This window comes from Pseudomonas sp. GW821-FHT09C08, from assembly GCF_059418125.1.
The window spans coordinates 192134-208473 of the sequence record NZ_JBWKPG010000007.1; the positions used below are offsets into that span (position 1 = coordinate 192134).

17 protein-coding genes are annotated in these 16340 nt (G+C 59.8%); 13 read left to right on the plus strand and 4 right to left on the minus strand.

Features of this window, described 5'->3' with window-relative positions:
* Positions 1-377 precede the first annotated feature (377 nt).
* Positions 378-815, minus strand: coding sequence for a Z-ring associated ZapG family protein (locus AC07OJ_RS23580; RefSeq protein ID WP_017138275.1), 438 nt, complete (start codon positions 813-815; stop codon positions 378-380).
* A gap of 147 nt (positions 816-962) precedes the next feature.
* On the opposite strand from AC07OJ_RS23580, the gene AC07OJ_RS23585 reads away from it, so the two are divergent.
* The 3 genes from AC07OJ_RS23585 (at position 963) to zapE (ending at position 4146) form a co-directional block, all read left to right on the plus strand.
* Complete coding sequence (locus AC07OJ_RS23585) at positions 963-1592, plus strand: alpha/beta hydrolase (RefSeq protein WP_495095304.1); 630 nt, start codon at positions 963-965, stop codon at positions 1590-1592.
* Between the two features lie 24 nt (positions 1593-1616).
* Positions 1617-2972, plus strand: coding sequence for a tryptophan--tRNA ligase (locus tag AC07OJ_RS23590; RefSeq protein ID WP_495095305.1), 1356 nt, complete (start codon positions 1617-1619; stop codon positions 2970-2972).
* Positions 2973-3051: 79 nt separating this feature from the next.
* Positions 3052-4146, plus strand: coding sequence for a cell division protein ZapE (gene zapE, locus AC07OJ_RS23595; protein WP_065900657.1), 1095 nt, complete (start codon positions 3052-3054; stop codon positions 4144-4146).
* 191 nt (positions 4147-4337) lie between these two features.
* Here zapE and AC07OJ_RS23600 read toward each other — a convergent pair whose 3' ends face one another.
* Positions 4338-5258: a GlxA family transcriptional regulator gene (locus tag AC07OJ_RS23600; protein ID WP_177343923.1), complete on the minus strand. Its 921-nt coding sequence runs from the start codon at positions 5256-5258 to the stop codon at positions 4338-4340.
* 220 nt (positions 5259-5478) lie between these two features.
* Here AC07OJ_RS23600 and AC07OJ_RS23605 point away from each other — a divergent pair, with 220 nt between their 5' ends.
* Positions 5479-6615 carry an acyl-CoA dehydrogenase family protein gene (locus AC07OJ_RS23605; protein ID WP_065900659.1) on the plus strand — a complete coding sequence of 379 codons (1137 nt, stop codon included), beginning with the start codon at positions 5479-5481 and terminating at the stop codon, positions 6613-6615.
* A gap of 183 nt (positions 6616-6798) precedes the next feature.
* Here the strand turns inward: AC07OJ_RS23605 and AC07OJ_RS23610 are convergent, their stop codons facing one another.
* Positions 6799-7839, minus strand: coding sequence for an NADP(H)-dependent aldo-keto reductase (locus tag AC07OJ_RS23610; RefSeq protein WP_101266500.1), 1041 nt, complete (start codon positions 7837-7839; stop codon positions 6799-6801).
* A 248-nt stretch (positions 7840-8087) separates the two neighbouring features.
* On the opposite strand from AC07OJ_RS23610, the gene rplM reads away from it, so the two are divergent.
* The 8 genes from rplM (at position 8088) to AC07OJ_RS23650 (ending at position 13885) form a co-directional block, all read left to right on the plus strand.
* A complete protein-coding gene (gene rplM, locus AC07OJ_RS23615) occupies positions 8088-8516 on the plus strand; it encodes a 50S ribosomal protein L13 (protein ID WP_003171742.1) in 429 nt (142 codons plus the stop codon).
* A 14-nt stretch (positions 8517-8530) separates the two neighbouring features.
* The gene (rpsI, locus tag AC07OJ_RS23620) at positions 8531-8923 is read left to right on the plus strand and encodes a 30S ribosomal protein S9 (RefSeq protein WP_002555064.1); all 393 of its coding nucleotides are present in this window, start codon (positions 8531-8533) and stop codon (positions 8921-8923) included.
* Positions 8924-9189: 266 nt separating this feature from the next.
* Positions 9190-9786, plus strand: coding sequence for a ubiquinol-cytochrome c reductase iron-sulfur subunit (gene petA / locus AC07OJ_RS23625; RefSeq protein WP_065900662.1), 597 nt, complete (start codon positions 9190-9192; stop codon positions 9784-9786).
* A complete protein-coding gene (locus tag AC07OJ_RS23630) occupies positions 9786-10997 on the plus strand; it encodes a cytochrome b (RefSeq protein WP_065900667.1) in 1212 nt (403 codons plus the stop codon). The genes petA and AC07OJ_RS23630 overlap by 1 nt, the downstream gene beginning before the upstream one ends.
* On the plus strand, positions 10997-11776 hold the full coding sequence (locus tag AC07OJ_RS23635) for a cytochrome c1 (RefSeq protein ID WP_065900669.1): 780 nt from the start codon (positions 10997-10999) through the stop codon (positions 11774-11776). The genes AC07OJ_RS23630 and AC07OJ_RS23635 overlap by 1 nt, the downstream gene beginning before the upstream one ends.
* A gap of 146 nt (positions 11777-11922) precedes the next feature.
* Entirely contained in the window at positions 11923-12540 is a 618-nt protein-coding gene (locus AC07OJ_RS23640) for a glutathione S-transferase N-terminal domain-containing protein (protein WP_010213164.1), read from the plus strand.
* Between the two features lie 17 nt (positions 12541-12557).
* Complete coding sequence (locus AC07OJ_RS23645; protein WP_065900671.1) at positions 12558-12977, plus strand: ClpXP protease specificity-enhancing factor; 420 nt, start codon at positions 12558-12560, stop codon at positions 12975-12977.
* A 158-nt stretch (positions 12978-13135) separates the two neighbouring features.
* On the plus strand, positions 13136-13885 hold the full coding sequence (locus AC07OJ_RS23650) for a FadR/GntR family transcriptional regulator (RefSeq protein ID WP_025856285.1): 750 nt from the start codon (positions 13136-13138) through the stop codon (positions 13883-13885).
* A gap of 128 nt (positions 13886-14013) precedes the next feature.
* Here AC07OJ_RS23650 and AC07OJ_RS23655 read toward each other — a convergent pair whose 3' ends face one another.
* Positions 14014-15171, minus strand: a complete 1158-nt coding sequence (locus AC07OJ_RS23655; protein WP_495095306.1) for a phospholipase — start codon at positions 15169-15171, stop codon at positions 14014-14016.
* A 245-nt stretch (positions 15172-15416) separates the two neighbouring features.
* On the opposite strand from AC07OJ_RS23655, the gene kdgD reads away from it, so the two are divergent.
* The gene (kdgD, locus tag AC07OJ_RS23660) at positions 15417-16328 is read left to right on the plus strand and encodes a 5-dehydro-4-deoxyglucarate dehydratase (RefSeq protein WP_034102171.1); all 912 of its coding nucleotides are present in this window, start codon (positions 15417-15419) and stop codon (positions 16326-16328) included.
* The last annotated feature ends 12 nt before the right edge of the window (positions 16329-16340 follow it).

Sequence of the window (16340 nt, forward strand, 5' to 3'; positions counted from 1 at the left end):
AATGTGGGAGCGGGCTTGCCCGCGAATGCGGTGTGTCAGTGACACAGATGCTGAATGACCCACCGCCATCGCCGGCAAGCCAGCTCCCACAGTTGAGCGCGGTTGCCTGATGGATTTGGCACCCAAGGGCAGCATGTGTAGATCGAAAGCGAATTGCTGCAGCAGCAACGCCTCTCCCGAGCCTGGGCTCAATCTAAATGTGGGAGCGGGCTTGCCCGCGAATGCGGTGTGTCAGTGACACAGATGCTGAATGACCCACCGCCATCGCCGGCAAGCCGGCTCCCACAGTTGAGCGGGGTTGCCTGGTGGATTTGGCACCCACAAAAAAGCCCGGCTGATCATCGATCAGCCGGGCTTTTTCAGTGCTTGAAAATGACTTACTTCTTCAAGCCGTAATGCTCATCCAGCATGCCCGGGGCGTTTGGCGTTTTTGGCGCGTAGTCCCGTGGCGGCTCCTGGTTTTCCCGGGGTGGGGTCAGGCGCTCGCGTGGAGCTTGCGGTGCATCGGAATGCAGCGCGGCCAGCAGGCGCTGGCGGGTGATGTCGTCGAGGGCCAGGCGGTTGGCGCCATCGGCGAGGTGATCCTGTACTTCCTGGTAGCTCTGGGTGAGCTTCTTGACCAGGGTCGCGGTGCTGTTGAAGTGGGTAACAACCTCGTTCTGATAACTGTCAAAACGTTCCTGGATGTCATCCAGCTGACGCTGCGTGCGGTTAGGCGCGGCATTCGGCAGCAAGCGAGCAACCAGGAAACCAATGGCGACACCGGCAACCAGGGCAAGAGTCGGCAACAACCAAACTAAGAGCGAGTGTTCCACGAGTCCTTCCTCTATAAACGGCTTTGCTTTACGTTAACGGCTCGGACCTGCGCTGTATACCGCGATTAAGCTCGCAATGATGCCATGCACAGACTTTTAGCTAGACGAGTCGACCCTTTGAGAGGTCACGGAGTTCATTCCTTGCTCATGCGTGAAACCCCCGTTTTGATCGATGGCCCGGTAGGCCAACTGGAAGCCCTGTACCTTGATCACCCCGAGCCACGTGGCCTGGCGCTGATCTGCCACCCTAACCCGGTGCAAGGCGGGACCATGCTCAATAAAGTTGTATCGACCCTGCAACGCACCGCCCGCGATGCCGGTTTGATTACTTTGCGTTTCAATTATCGTGGCGTCGGCACGAGTGCCGGCACCCACGACATGGCCACCGGTGAAGTGGACGATGCCGAAGCGGCCGCCACCTGGCTACGGGAAAAGCACCCCGACCTGCCGATCACGCTGCTGGGTTTTTCCTTCGGTGGCTACGTGGCCGCCAGCCTGGGTGGTCGCCTGGAAGCCAAGGGCGAAAAGCTCGCGCACCTGTTCATGGTCGCCGCGGCGGTGATGCGCCTGCGCGATTCCGACGTGCTGCCGCAGGGTTGCCCATTGACCCTGATCCAGCCGGAAACCGACGAAGTGGTCGACCCGCAAGTCGTCTACGACTGGTCCGCCGCCCTGAAACGCCCCCATGAGCTGCTGAAAGTGGCAGAATGCGGACACTTTTTTCACGGCAAGCTGACCGATCTCAAGGATCTGGTGCTGCCGCGTCTCTCGAATTGATAGCAGTCTGATAAGCGATTACCCATGACGACTCGTACCCGTATCCTCACCGGCATCACCACCACCGGCACGCCGCACCTGGGCAACTACGCCGGTGCGATCCGCCCGGCGATTCTCGCCAGCCAGGACGCCAATGCCGACTCTTTCTACTTCCTGGCCGACTACCACGCCCTGATCAAGTGCGATGACCCGCAGCGCATCCAGCGCTCGCGCATGGAAATCGCCGCGACCTGGCTGGCCGGTGGCCTGGATGTGAACCGGGTAACGTTCTATCGCCAGTCCGATATCCCGGAAATTCCCGAGCTGACCTGGCTGCTCACCTGCGTGGCCGCCAAGGGCCTGCTTAACCGCGCCCACGCCTACAAGGCTTCGGTGGACAAGAACGTCGAAGCCGGCGAAGACCCGGATGCGGGCATCAGCATGGGCCTGTACAGCTACCCGGTGCTGATGGCGGCGGACATCCTGATGTTCAACGCGCACAAGGTGCCGGTCGGCCGCGACCAGATCCAGCACGTGGAAATGGCCCGCGACATCGGCCAGCGCTTCAACCACCTGTTCGGCAACGGTCAGGAGTTCTTCACCATGCCCGAGGCGTTGATCGAAGAAAGCGTCGCCACCTTGCCGGGCCTGGATGGCCGCAAGATGTCGAAAAGCTACGACAACACCATCCCGCTGTTCACCAGCGCCAAGGACATGAAGGACGCGATCTCGCGGATCGTCACTGACTCCCGCGCGCCGGGCGAAGCCAAGGACCCGGACAACTCGCACCTGTTCACCCTGTACCAGGCCTTTGCAACCAAGGCCCAGGAAGAAGAGTTCCGCGCCGAGCTGCTGCAAGGGCTGGGTTGGGGCGAGGCGAAGAACCGTCTGTTCCAGCTGCTGGACAGCCAATTGGCCGAGCCGCGTGAGCGTTACCACCAGCTGATGTCGCGCCCTTCGGACATGGAAGACCTGCTGCTGGTCGGCGCCAAGAAAGCCCGTGCCGTCGCTGCGCCGTTCCTCGCCCAGTTGCGCGAAGCGGTTGGCCTGCGCTCGTTCGTCAACCAGGCGGCCGCGCCGGTCGCTACCAAGAAAAAACCCGCGAAAGCCGCGCGCTTCGTAAGCTTTCGTGAAGACGACGGCAGCTTCCGCTTCCGCCTGTTGGCCGCCGATGGCGAGCAATTGCTGCTGTCGCGCAACTTTGCCGATGGCAAGGCGGCGGGCGCCGTGACCAAGCAACTGCAAAGTGGCACCGCGCTGGACGTACGCACCGAGGCCCTGAGCTTCAGCTTATGGCTGGACGGCGCTGCTGTCGCTGACAGCGCCGAGTTCGCCGACAGCACGGCGCGCGATGCCGCCGTTGAAGCGCTGCGCGTGGCGTTGACCCCAATCGAGGATTAACCCGACCAAGGGTTGATTGCCATTATCCAGGGCCGTCGTTACAGTGACGGCCCGTTTTTGTTGCCTTGCTAACGAAATTATGACGCCCCTAGAACGATATCAAGCTGATCTGAAACGCCCTGAGTTCTTCCACGACGCCGCCCAGGAAAATGCTGTGCGTCATTTGCAGCGCCTGTACGACGACCTGGTCGCGGCCTCGCAGAGCAAACCAGGGATGTTCAGCAAGCTGTTTGGCAAGAAAGACCACGTGCCGGTCAAGGGCCTGTATTTCTGGGGTGGCGTCGGCCGGGGCAAGACATACCTGGTCGATACGTTCTTCGAGGCGCTGCCGTTCAAGGAAAAGGTCCGCACGCACTTCCACCGCTTCATGAAGCGTGTGCACGAAGAGATGAAGACCCTGCCGGGCGAGAAGAACCCGCTGACGATCATCGCCAAGCGCTTCTCCGAAGAAGCACGGGTGATCTGCTTCGATGAGTTCTTCGTCTCCGACATCACCGATGCCATGATCCTCGGCACCCTGATGGAAGAGCTGTTCAAGAATGGCGTGACCCTGGTCGCCACCTCCAACATCGTGCCCGACGGCTTGTACAAGGACGGCCTGCAGCGTGCGCGCTTCCTGCCGGCCATCGCGCTGATCAAGCAGAACACCGAGATCGTCAACGTCGACAGCGGCGTCGACTACCGTCTGCGTCACCTCGAGCAAGCGGAGTTGTTCCACTTCCCGCTGAACGAAGCGGCGCATGACAGCCTGAAGAAAAGCTTCCGCGCGCTGACGCCGGAATGCACGAAGGCGGTGGAAAACGACAAGTTGATGATCGAGAACCGCGAAATCATCGCGTTGCGCACCTGCGATGACGTGGCCTGGTTCGAGTTCCGTCAACTGTGCGACGGCCCGCGCAGCCAGAACGACTACATCGAGCTGGGCAAGATCTTCCACGCGGTGATCTTGAGCGGCGTCGAGCAGATGGGCGTCACCACCGACGACATTGCGCGCCGTTTCATCAACATGGTCGACGAGTTCTATGACCGCAACGTCAAGTTGATCATCTCGGCGGAAGTCGAGCTCAAGGACCTGTATACCGGCGGCCGCTTGAACTTCGAGTTCCAGCGCACGCTGAGCCGCTTGCTGGAAATGCAGTCCCACGAGTTCCTGTCACGCGGCCACAAGCCGTAGTCGATGTGCCCGAAATAAAAAAGGCCTGCAGCGATGCGGGCCTTTTTTTATGGGGGTGTCCCGCACAGCGCAGATCAGAGGTGGGAGCGGGCTTGCTCGCGAATGCGGTGTATCAGTGACGAATGTTTCGGCTGACACTCCGCATTCGCGAGCAAGCCCGCTCCCACAATTTCTACCGCGTTTAGCCTTGGTTATGCGGCCTGCTGGAACTGCTGGCGGTACTGGTTGGGCGACAGCTCCGTGTGCTGCCTGAACAGCCGCGCAAAGAAACTTGCATCGTCGTAACCCACCTCATAACTGATGGTCTTGATGCTCTTGCGGCTGGCCGAGAGCAGGCCCTTGGCGGTTTCGATGCGCAGCCGCTGCAGGTAATGCAGGGGCTTGTCACCGGTGGCGGTCTGGAAGCGGCGCATGAAGTTGCGGATGCTCATGCCGTGTTCCCGGGCGACGTCTTCGAAGCGGAACTTGTCGGCGAAATGCTCTTCGAGCCAATGCTGGATCTGCAGGATGATCACGTCCTGGTGCAGCTTCTGCCCCCCAAACCCGATGCGCCCAGGCGAGTAACTGCGCTGCACTTCGTAGAGAATATCGCGGGCCACGGCCTGGGCGATGTTGGCACCGCAGAAGCGCTCGATCAGGTAGATATAAAGATCGCACGCCGAGGTGGTGCCGCCGGCGCAGTACAGGTTGTCGGCGTCGGTGAGGTGCTTGTCCTGGTTGAGCTGGACCTTGGGGAAGCGTTCGCCGAAGGCATTGAAGAAACGCCAATAGGTGGTCGCCTCCTTGCCATCGAGCAGGCCGGCTTCGGCCAGCCAGAACACCCCGGTGGCTTCGCCGCAGAGGACGGCGCCACGGGCGTGTTGTTCGCGTAGCCAGGGCAGCACTTGCGGGTAGCGCGTGCACAGGGCGTCGAAGTCATCCCAGAAGGCCGGCAACACAATGATGTCGGCGTCTTCGAGGCCGCCGTCCACCGGCATGATCACATCACTGAAGCTGCGCACCGACTGCCCGTCGGGGCTGACCAGGCGCGTTTCGAATGCCGGGGTCAGGCCCAGGCCTTGCTGTTTGCCATACCGCAGGCTGGCGAGGTGGAAGAAATCCTTGGCTTGCATGAGGGTTGAAGCGAATACCCGATCAATGGCCAAAATGCTGACGCGCCGCAACGGCGTGGAGATTTGGTTAGACATAATTTCATTTATTCTTATAGGGGAAAGTGGTCACCAGACGGCTGGATCGTCTTATTTTTTGTCGCATGTGTCCAGTGTCCTGTGATGCCTTCGCGGCATAGGCTCTGTGGGCTCGTTCTTGTCCGACAATCCCAGCAGGTGACCCATGATCCCCAGAACCTTGTTCAGCCCGGAGCACGAACTCTTTCGCGAGAGCGTGCGCACCTTCCTTGAAAAAGACGCCGCACCGTTTCACGGGCAATGGGAGAAACAGGGCTACATCGACCGTGCCCTGTGGAGCAAGGCGGGGGAGGCGGGGATGCTGTGCTCCCATCTGCCGGAGGAGTACGGCGGCCTGGGGGCGGATTTTCTCTACAGCGCGGTGGTGATCGAGGAGATCAGCCGGCTCGGGCTCACCGGCATCGGGTTTTCCCTGCATTCGGACATTGTCGCGCCGTACATCCTGCATTACGGCAGTGAGGCGCTGAAGCACAAGTACCTGCCTAAATTGATCTCCGGCGAAATGGTCACCGCAATTGCCATGACTGAGCCCGGTGCCGGCTCCGACCTGCAAGGCGTCAAGACCACGGCCGTGCTGGATGGCGATGAGTATGTGATCAATGGCTCCAAGACCTTTATCACCAATGGCTTTCTTGCCGAGCTGGTGATCGTGGTCGCCAAGACCGATCCCAAGGCCGGCGCCAAGGGCACCAGCCTGTTCCTGGTGGAAGCCGACACGCCGGGCTTCGACAAGGGCAAGCGCCTGGAGAAGGTCGGCATGAAGGCCCAGGACACCTCGGAGCTGTTCTTCCAGGACGTGCGCGTGCCCAAGGAGAATCTGCTCGGGCAAGCAGGCATGGGCTTCGCGTACCTGATGCAGGAGTTGCCCCAGGAGCGCCTGACCGTGGCAATTGGCGCGCTGTCGTCCGCCGAGGCGGCGTTGCAGTGGACGCTGGAATACACCCGTGAGCGCAAGGCGTTCGGCAAGGCCATCGCCGACTTCCAGAACACGCGGTTCAAGTTGGCGGAGATGGCTACCGAGATTCAGATCGGCCGCGTGTTCGTCGATAAGTGCCTGGCGCTGCACCTGGAAGGCAAGCTGGACGTGCCCACCGCCGCGATGGCCAAGTACTGGGCCACGGACCTGCAATGCAAGGTGCTCGACGAATGCGTGCAGTTGCACGGCGGCTACGGTTTCATGTGGGAATACCCGATTGCCCGGGCCTGGGCAGATGCGCGGGTGCAGCGGATTTACGCGGGGACCAATGAGATCATGAAGGAGATTATTGCGCGCGCACTTTGACCACGGAACGCTGGGCTGTTGTGGCGAGCGGGCTTGTCCCGCGTTGGGGTGCGCAGCAGCCCTGATCCCGCCCATCCCCTTTTTCCTTCAGAAGGATTGAGGGATGAGGTTTTGGGGCTGCTGCGCAGCCCAACGCGGGGCAAGCCCGCTCGCCACGGGGGCGGTGTCGGGCTGGTTAATTAATCAAGGGGCAGGGTTCGGATGATCCTTCTGAATCGCCTCGATCCCTTCCAGCACTTCCTTCGACAGCTTCAGGTCGGCACTGGCAATGTTGCTGTCCAGTTGCTCCAGACTTGTCGCGCCAATGATGTTGCTGGTCACGAACGGCTGCTGTGTCACAAACGCCAGGGCCATCTGCGCCGGGTCCAGGCCATGCTCGCGCGCCAGTGCCACGTAGCGGCTGCACGCTGCTTCCGACTGCGGGTTGAAGTAGCGGCTGAAGCGGCTGTATTCCGTCAGGCGCGCCTTGGCCGGGCGTGCGCCATTTTCGTATTTGCCGCTGAGCATGCCGAACGCCAGGGGCGAGTAGGCGAGCAGGCCGCACTGTTCGCGGATCGCGACTTCCGCCAGGCCCACTTCAAAGCTGCGGTTGAGCAGGTTGTAGGGGTTCTGGATCGACACCGCGCGGGTCCAGCCACGGGCTTCGGCCAGGGCGAGGAATTTCATGGTGCCCCATGGCGTTTCATTGGACAGGCCGATGTGGCGGATCTTGCCGGCCTTCACTTGCTCGTCCAGCGCTTCGAGGGTTTCCTCCAGCGGGGTGAGGTCGTCCTCATCCTTGTGCTTGTAGCTCAGTTGGCCGAAGAAGTTGGTGCTGCGCTCCGGCCAGTGCAACTGGTAGAGGTCGATCCAGTCGGTTTGCAGGCGCTTGAGGCTGGCGTCGAGAGCCTCGACGATGTGCTTGCGGTTGTGGCGCAGGTGGCCGTCGCGAATGTAGTCGATGGTGTTGCCGGGGCCGGCGATCTTGCTGGCGAGCACCCAGTCGGCACGGTCGCCGCGGCTCTTGAAGTAATTACCGATATAACGCTCGGTGGTGGCATAGGTGTCGGCCTTGGGCGGTACCGGGTACATTTCCGCCGTGTCGAGGAAGTTGATCCCCGCGGCCTTGGCCCGTTCGATCTGAGCGAAGGCCTCTGCCTCGCTGTTCTGCTCACCCCAGGTCATGGTGCCCAAGGCGATCGCGCTCACGTTCAGGTCGGTGCGGCCCAGCTGTCGATAATCCATCGGGTACTCCTTCGGGGAAAACAATCATAAAAGCAGGTTGAATTTTTTTTCGCAATCTGCATAATTGCCCACCTCTTTCTGCAGTGGAAGTGATGCGCCGCCTGCCGAAGAATCTTGCCGTTGAACGGACGCGCCGACCCGAGCCCCCGATAGCGTCTGTATCCGGCTGCCTTTGACTTGTCAAAGTACGCACTATTCAGTAAGATCCGCCGTCTAATTTACAGGGCGGCCCCTGAGGCTATTAAAGAATGACAACTTTTACTGCAAAACCGGAAACAGTTCAGCGCGACTGGTTTGTCGTCGACGCCGCTGGTCAGACCCTGGGTCGTCTGGCCACTGAAGTCGCCAGCCGTCTGCGTGGCAAGCACAAGCCTGAGTACACCCCTCACGTTGACACCGGTGACTACATCGTGATCATCAACGCTGAGCAGGTTCGTGTTACCGGCAACAAAGCGCAAGACAAAATGTACTACCGTCACTCCGGTTTCCCAGGCGGTATCAAGTCTTCCAACTTTGAAGGCCTGATTTCCAAGAAGCCTGAAGCCCCGATCGAAATCGCGGTCAAAGGCATGCTGCCGAAGGGCCCACTGGGTCGCGATATGTTTCGCAAGCTGAAAGTCTATGCGGGCGCTGTACACCCTCATGCTGCTCAGCAGCCCCAAGAACTGAAGTTTTAACGGAATAGTTCATTATGTCGGCGACTCAAAATTACGGCACTGGCCGTCGCAAAACCGCAACCGCACGCGTTTTCCTGCGTCCGGGCACTGGTAACATCTCGATCAACAACCGCTCCCTGGACAACTTCTTCGGCCGCGAAACTGCCCGCATGGTAGTTCGTCAGCCGCTGGAACTGACCGAGACCGTTGAAAAGTTCGACATCTACGTCACCGTTATCGGTGGCGGTGTAAGTGGTCAAGCTGGCGCAATCCGCCACGGTATCACTCGCGCTCTGATGCAGTACGACGAAACCCTGCGTGGCGCTCTGCGCAAAGCTGGCTTCGTAACTCGCGATGCCCGTGAAGTTGAACGTAAGAAAGTCGGTCTGCGTAAAGCGCGTAAGCGTCCGCAGTACTCGAAGCGTTAATTCGCTTTACGTTCCACAAAAACGCCCAGCCTCCTCACGGAGCTGGGCGTTTTTTATTGCCTGCGATTTATGCACAAATTTGCGCGTGACAACTTGCCACATCCGTAGACCCCCTATACTACAAGGCCTGGAGGCGGAGGCCCGGGCAATTCCCTTGTCATACGTGGGGCTTTTCATTACCATTCGGCAAAATTTTTATAAGTAAAGATTCAACACTTAGTAGACGCCTGATTTAACAGGCCAAAAAGCTGATGGGAGAGGACTGAATGAGCAATGACGGCGTGAATGCAGGCCGGCGTCGCTTCTTGGTAGCAGCCACATCCGTGGTGGGTGCTGCAGGAGCGGTGGGGGCTGCGGTCCCGTTCGTGGGGTCATGGTTTCCCAGTGCCAAGGCGAAAGCCGCAGGTGCACCGGTGAAAGTGAATGTCAGCAAGATCGACCCAGGCCAGCAGATGATTGCTGAGTGGCGCGGTCAGCCGGTCTTCATTGTTCGTCGTACTGAGGAGATCCTGGGGAATCTGAAGAAAATCGAAGATCGCTTGTCTGATCCCGATTCGAAGAATTCCGACCAGCCCGCCTACGTCGATAAGGAAATGCGTTCGATCAAGCCTGAGATTCTGCTGCTGATCGGTATCTGCACCCACTTGGGTTGCTCCCCCACCTTCCGCCCGGAAGTTGCGCCTGCGGATCTGGGGAAGGACTGGGTCGGCGGCTATTTCTGCCCCTGCCACGGTTCTCACTATGACCTCGCTGGCCGCGTCTACAAGTCACAACCCGCACCACTGAACCTGCCAGTTCCGCCACATCACTACGAGACTGACAGCATCATTGTCATTGGCGTCGACGAGGGGGAGAAAGCCTGATGAGCAAGTTCATGGATTGGGTGGATGCGCGTTTTCCTGCCACCAAGATGTGGGAAGACCATCTCAGCAAATATTACGCTCCGAAAAACTTCAACTTCTTCTACTTCTTCGGCTCCCTGGCCCTGCTGGTACTGGTCAACCAACTGGTCACCGGTGTCTGGCTGACGATGAGCTACACGCCGTCAGCCGAAGAAGCCTTCGCCTCCGTTGAAGGCATCATGCGCGATGTCGAGTACGGCTCGATCCTGCGCCTGCTGCACTCCACTGGCGCGTCGGCGTTCTTCATCGTGGTCTACCTGCACATGTTCCGTGGCTTGCTCTACGGTTCGTACCAGAAGCCTCGTGAGCTGGTGTGGGTGTTCGGCATGCTGATCTACCTGGCGCTGATGGCCGAGGCCTTCATGGGCTACCTGCTGCCATGGGGCCAGATGTCGTACTGGGGTGCCCAGGTGATCATCTCGCTGTTCGGTGCGATCCCGGTGATCGGCAACGACCTGACGCAGTGGATCCGGGGTGACTACCTGATCTCCGGCATCACCTTGAACCGCTTCTTCGCCTTGCACGTCGTGGCCCTGCCGATCGTGATTCTCGGCCTGGTCGTGCTGCATATCCTGGCGCTGCACGAAGTGGGTTCGAACAACCCGGACGGTGTGGACATCAAGAAGCATAAAGACGAAAACGGCGTACCGCTGGACGGCATTCCCTTCCACCCGTACTACACCGTGAAAGATATCGTCGGTGTGGTGGTGTTCCTCTTCATCTTCTGCTCCATCGTGTTCTTCTTCCCGGAAATGGGCGGGTATTTCCTCGAAAAACCCAACTTCGAACAGGCCAACGCGTTCAAGACGCCGGAGCACATTGCACCGGTCTGGTACTTCACGCCGTTCTACGCCATTTTGCGGGCGATCCCCGACAAGCTCATGGGTGTGGTTGCCATGGGGGCGTCGATCGCGCTGTTGTTCGTGCTGCCCTGGCTCGACCGTAGTCCGGTCAAGTCCATGCGCTACAAGGGCTGGCTGAGCAAGATCTGGCTATGGGTGTTCTGCATCTGCTTCGTGCTGCTGGGCTGGACGGGCGTCAAGGCGCCGACACCGCAGCTGACGTTGCTGTCGCAGGTCTGCACCTTCCTGTACTTCGCCTACTTCATTCTGATGCCGTTCTACACCCGGCTCGAGAAGACCAAACCGGTTCCGGAAAGGGTGACTGGCTGATGAAAAAGTTATTCGTTGCATTGATGCTTGCGGCCCTGCCGCTACTGTCCTTCGCTGCCGAGCACGGCGGTCCGGAGCTGGAATCGGTCGATATCGACGTCTCGGACAAAGCCGCCATGCAAGACGGCGCCCGTACGTTTGCCAACTATTGCATGGGCTGCCACAGCGCCAAGTTCCAGCGCTATGAGCGTGTTGCCGATGACTTGGGGATTCCCCATGAAGTGATGCTGGAAAAACTGGTGTTCACCGGCGCCAAGATCGGCGACCACATGAACATCGGCATGCAGCCTGCAGACGCCAAGGCCTGGTTCGGTGCTGCACCGCCTGACCTGACCCTGGTGGCGCGGGTTCGTGGCACCGACTGGCTCTACGGCTACCTGAAATCGTTCTATGAAGACCCGACGCGCCCTTGGGGCGTGAACAACCGGGTATTCCCGAACGTCGGTATGCCTAACGTTCTGGTCAGCCTGCAAGGCAAGCAAGTGGTAGGATGCAAGCAGGTCCAGGTCGTTGAAGACGGCAAGAAGCAATACGATCCGTTGACCGGCACGCCGCTGACGCATGAGGCGTGCGATCAACTGAAGATAGACACCCCCGGTGCACTGACTGACGAGCAGTTCGACGAGAAGGTCAAGAATCTCGTGACCTTCCTGGCCTACTCGGCCAACCCGGTCAAACTGCAGCACCAGCGCATTGGTACCTATGTATTGTTGTACCTGGCCTTCTTCTTCGTATTCGCCTATCTGCTCAAACGCGAATACTGGAAGGATGTGCATTGATCCAACCGTAAGCAATTGCTGTTAATCTTGCGCGCCCAGCGGCATCTCTGAACACGTAGTGATCGGGTAACTCCCACTACAGAGATGCTCCCTGGGCGCGCTCGTTTTTGAGCTTTCGATAATTTCAACAAGCGAGGAGGACCGCCATGGGCGTGACCAACCGGTTGGCCTGTTACTCCGACCCCGCCGACCACTATTCCCACCGAGTACGTATCGTGCTCGCAGAGAAGGGTGTCAGCGCCGAGATCATCAGTGTGGAGGCGGGCCGTCAGCCGCCGAAACTGATCGAAGTGAACCCTTACGGCAGCTTGCCCACCCTGGTCGATCGTGACCTGGCGTTGTGGGAGTCGACTGTGGTGATGGAATATCTGGATGAGCGTTACCCTCATCCGCCTTTGCTGCCGGTGTACCCGGTAGCGCGTGCCAACAGCCGCCTGCTGATCCATCGGATCCAGCGTGACTGGTGCGGGCTGGTGGATGTGATCCTGGATACACGTAGCAAAGAAGCCGCTCGGGTGCAGGCACGCAAGGAATTGCGTGAGAGCCTGACCGGTGTTTCGCCGCTGTTCGCCGACAAACCTTTTTTCCTCAGCGAGGAACAAAGCCTGGTGGATTGCTGCCTATTACCCATACTCTGGCGCTTGCCGATCCTGGGCATTGAACTGCCACGGCCGGCCAAGCCGTTGCTTGATTACATGGAGCGCCAGTTTGCGCGTGAGGCTTTCCAGGCGAGTCTGTCTGGTGTCGAACGCGATATGCGCTAAGGCTTAAGGAGCCGCTGATGAACTCCAGTCGACCCTACCTGGTCCGCGCGCTCTATGAGTGGATTGTGGACAATGATTGCACCCCGCACATGCTGGTCAATTCCGAATTTCCTGCGGTTCAGGTACCGCAGGGTTTTGCCAGTGATGGACAGATTGTGCTGAACGTATCACCGAGTGCCGTGCGCCACCTGCACATGGACAATGAAGCGGTCAGTTTCGAAGGGCGTTTCGGCGGTGTGCCGCACACGCTGTTCGTGCCGATTGGCGCCATCCTCGGGATCTATGCCCGGGAAAATGGCCAAGGCATGGTGTTCGATCTGGAGTCGCCTTTCGAGGATGACGAAGCGATCGAAAGCGAAGACGGTGATGATGTGCCGCCACCGGATGCCGAGCCACCGCGTCCAAGCGGTCGGCCGAGCCTGAAAGTGGTGAAGTAAGCGGCTTTCATCTTCGGATGAGCCGGGAAAATGCCTCGACCTGTGTCGGGGCATTTTTTTGCGCGCAGGATATGGATGAAAGTCGTGACAGGACGGTGATCGTACAACCGCCATGGGCTATGATGCGTGCTCAAGTTCACCGAGAAAGATGATCCATCATGGAAAACGCCAACACCGCCCCTCGTCTTCCCCGCAAGCGTCGCAGCCTTGCCCAGGAATTGGTCACGGTGTTGTCCGAGCAGATCCGTGACGGGCAACTCAAGCGCGGTGACAAACTGCCCACCGAGTCGGCCATCATGGACGCCCATGGTGTCAGCCGTACCGTGGTGCGCGAGGCCATCTCGCGCTTGCAGGCGGCGGGGCAGGTGGAAACCCGGCATGGCATCGGCACCTTCGTGCTCGATACGCCAAGCCCGAGCGGCTTTCGCATCGATCCGGCCACGGTGGTGACCCTGCGTGATGTGCTGGCGATTCTCGAGTTGCGTATCAGCCTGGAAGTCGAATCCGCTGGCCTGGCCGCATTGCGCCGCAGCGACGAGCAACTGGCAGCCATGCGCGCCGCCCTCGACGCCCTGAATGAAAGCGCCGCGCACGCCGGCGATGCGGTTGCCTCAGACTTCGCCTTCCACCTGGAAATCGCGTTGTCCACCGGCAACCGCTATTTCACCGACATCATGACCCACCTGGGCACCAGCATCATTCCGCGTACCCGCCTGAATTCGGCGCGCCTGGCCCACGATGACCAGCAGCACTACATGAGTCGCCTGAGTCGCGAGCACGAAGAGATTTATGAGGCGATTGCTCGCCAGGATTCGGACGCGGCGCGGGCGGCCATGCGCTTGCACCTGACCAATAGCCGTGAGCGGCTGCGCCATGCCCACGAAGAGGCAGAAGCGCAGCGCGGCTGAAGGGTCCTGTAGGTGCCGGCTTGCCGGCGCCAGCGGAGTATCAGCCAGTGAGGTTTGACTGACACTCCGCCATCGCTGGCAAGCCAGCTCGCACATTTGATCTCCATTGTCTGGAGCAATGCGTGTCCTTAGCTTGCGGGCTGGTTGGGCTTGTAGTCCTTGAGCAGCAGGTACGTACTCCATCCCCACCAATCATTGGTCCAATGCCTGTCGTTCAGGTCATTCACATCCTTGCGCCGCAGCACCTTGTCTCCCTCCACCTTGAACAGCGGCGAGAAGTTGTTCGCCGGGTTCTGCGCGGCATTCAGGTCCGGCACATACAGCGGCGCCTTGAAGGTGGCTGGGGAGGGTGCCACGCCGCTGATAAAGGTCGCGAAGATCTCATCGGCCGAGGCCTGTACCGCGCGTTTGACCTGCAGCCGATTGTCCGCGTCGATGGCGTCGAAGTAGCGCTTGTCCCCATAGGCGTGCCATTGGTCGCCCATGGCGTTGCGCACCTTAAGGCCGAACTTGCTGTCTTCATCGTGCATGAAGCGGCTGATCAGCGAACCCAACTCGCCCGGCGTGACCACGGCGGCCAGCTGTTTGCGCGGCACACGCAGGTGCCCGGCGGAAAACAGGTCGGTCAGGAAGTGATCGGCAAAACTGTTCATCGCATACGCCAGTTCCAGCGCCTGGTCGGTGCCGGTCTGATGCGCCACGACGGCTTGCTGCAGCGCGGCCGTATGGCCTGCCAGGTACGCCGAGAGTGCCCATTCGCCGAAGTGATCGGCATTGTCCGCCGCCAGTTTCAAATAGCGCCCCAGGGGAATCAGCGCCGACACCGCACTGCCGCCGCCGGTGATGCGGTTCCATTCCTCGGACAACGTATCACCCAGCGCGTCATAGGCTTCATGGGCTTGCTTGCCGTCCTTGATCGCCTGGTTGACCGCGTTGATTTCCTTTTGCATGACCGCGAGGATCTTGTGCGCTTCCTCGCGTGAAGCGGGCAACACGGCCAGGGAGTTGAACGCGGCGGTAAAGCGCTGGATGCGCTCGGCGGGGGAGGCGCCGTCGCTGATGGATTGGCCGGGAATGCCATAAAAGTCGCCGCCCAGGGCGATCACTTGGCCGTAGGTGAGGGCCAGCCCGTTGGGCAGGTGCAACTCGACCTGTCGCGCAGGAATCGCCGGGGCGTCCTTGGCAAAGCGCAACAGGGTGTCGTCGCCGATGGCGGTGTGTTCACCCCCTTCGAAGCGCAGGGTAGGAGGGTTCTTTTCGGGTGCTGCGAGTTCTGGACCTGACATGTTAGCTCCTTGCTATGTCGTAGGAATCTTCCGTAATAACTGTATGCATATACAGTTATTACGATCATAGAGGAATAAATTCCTACGTCAAGAACGCCTCTGCATGAGGTGTCGCCCACCCGCACGTGCACCATGGCGATGAATTGCAGTTGACGAAATTATTTATAGTTGTACGATGACGTACGACATCATCAAAACCAACAACAACCTTTCCATCGAAAGTCTTCGCCCAGGGTGTTCGAATAATGAATCCACAAGAACTGAAGTCCATCCTCTCCCACGGTCTGCTGTCTTTCCCGGTGACCGATTTCAACGCCCAGGGTGACTTCCACCAGGCGGGCTACATCAAGCGTCTGGAATGGCTGGCCCCGTACGGCGCCACTGCCTTGTTCGCCGCCGGTGGTACCGGTGAGTTTTTCTCCCTCGCCGCCAGCGAATATTCCCAGGTGGTCAAGACTGCCGTTGATACCTGCGCCACCAGCGTGCCGATCCTCGCGGGTGTGGGCGGTTCGACTCGCCAGGCCATCGAGTACGCCCAGGAAGCCGAGCGCCTTGGCGCCAAAGGCTTGCTGCTGCTGCCGCACTACCTGACCGAAGCCAGCCAGGACGGGGTTGCCGCCCACGTCGAAGCAGTGTGCAAGTCGGTCAAAATCGGCGTGGTGGTCTACAACCGCAACGTCTGCCGCCTGACTGCACCTTTGCTGGAACGCCTGGCCGAGCGCTGCCCGAACCTGATCGGCTACAAAGACGGCCTGGGCGACATTGAGTTGATGGTGTCGATTCGCCGTCGTCTCGGTGACCGTTTCAGCTACCTGGGCGGCCTGCCGACTGCAGAGGTTTACGCCGCTGCCTACAAGGCCCTGGGCGTGCCGGTGTACTCCTCGGCGGTGTTCAACTTCATTCCGAAGACCGCGATGGATTTCTACCACGCCATTGCCAAGGACGATCACGCCACCGTCGCCAAGATCATCGACGACTTTTTCCTGCCGTACCTGGACATCCGCAACCGCAAGGCGGGCTATGCGGTGAGCATCGTCAAGGCCGGTGCGAAAATCGCTGGCTACGACGCCGGCCCGGTGCGCACGCCGCTGACCGACCTGCTGCCGGAAGAATACGAAGCCCTGGCCGCGCTGATCGACAAGCAAGGCGCGCAATAACTTATCTACAAG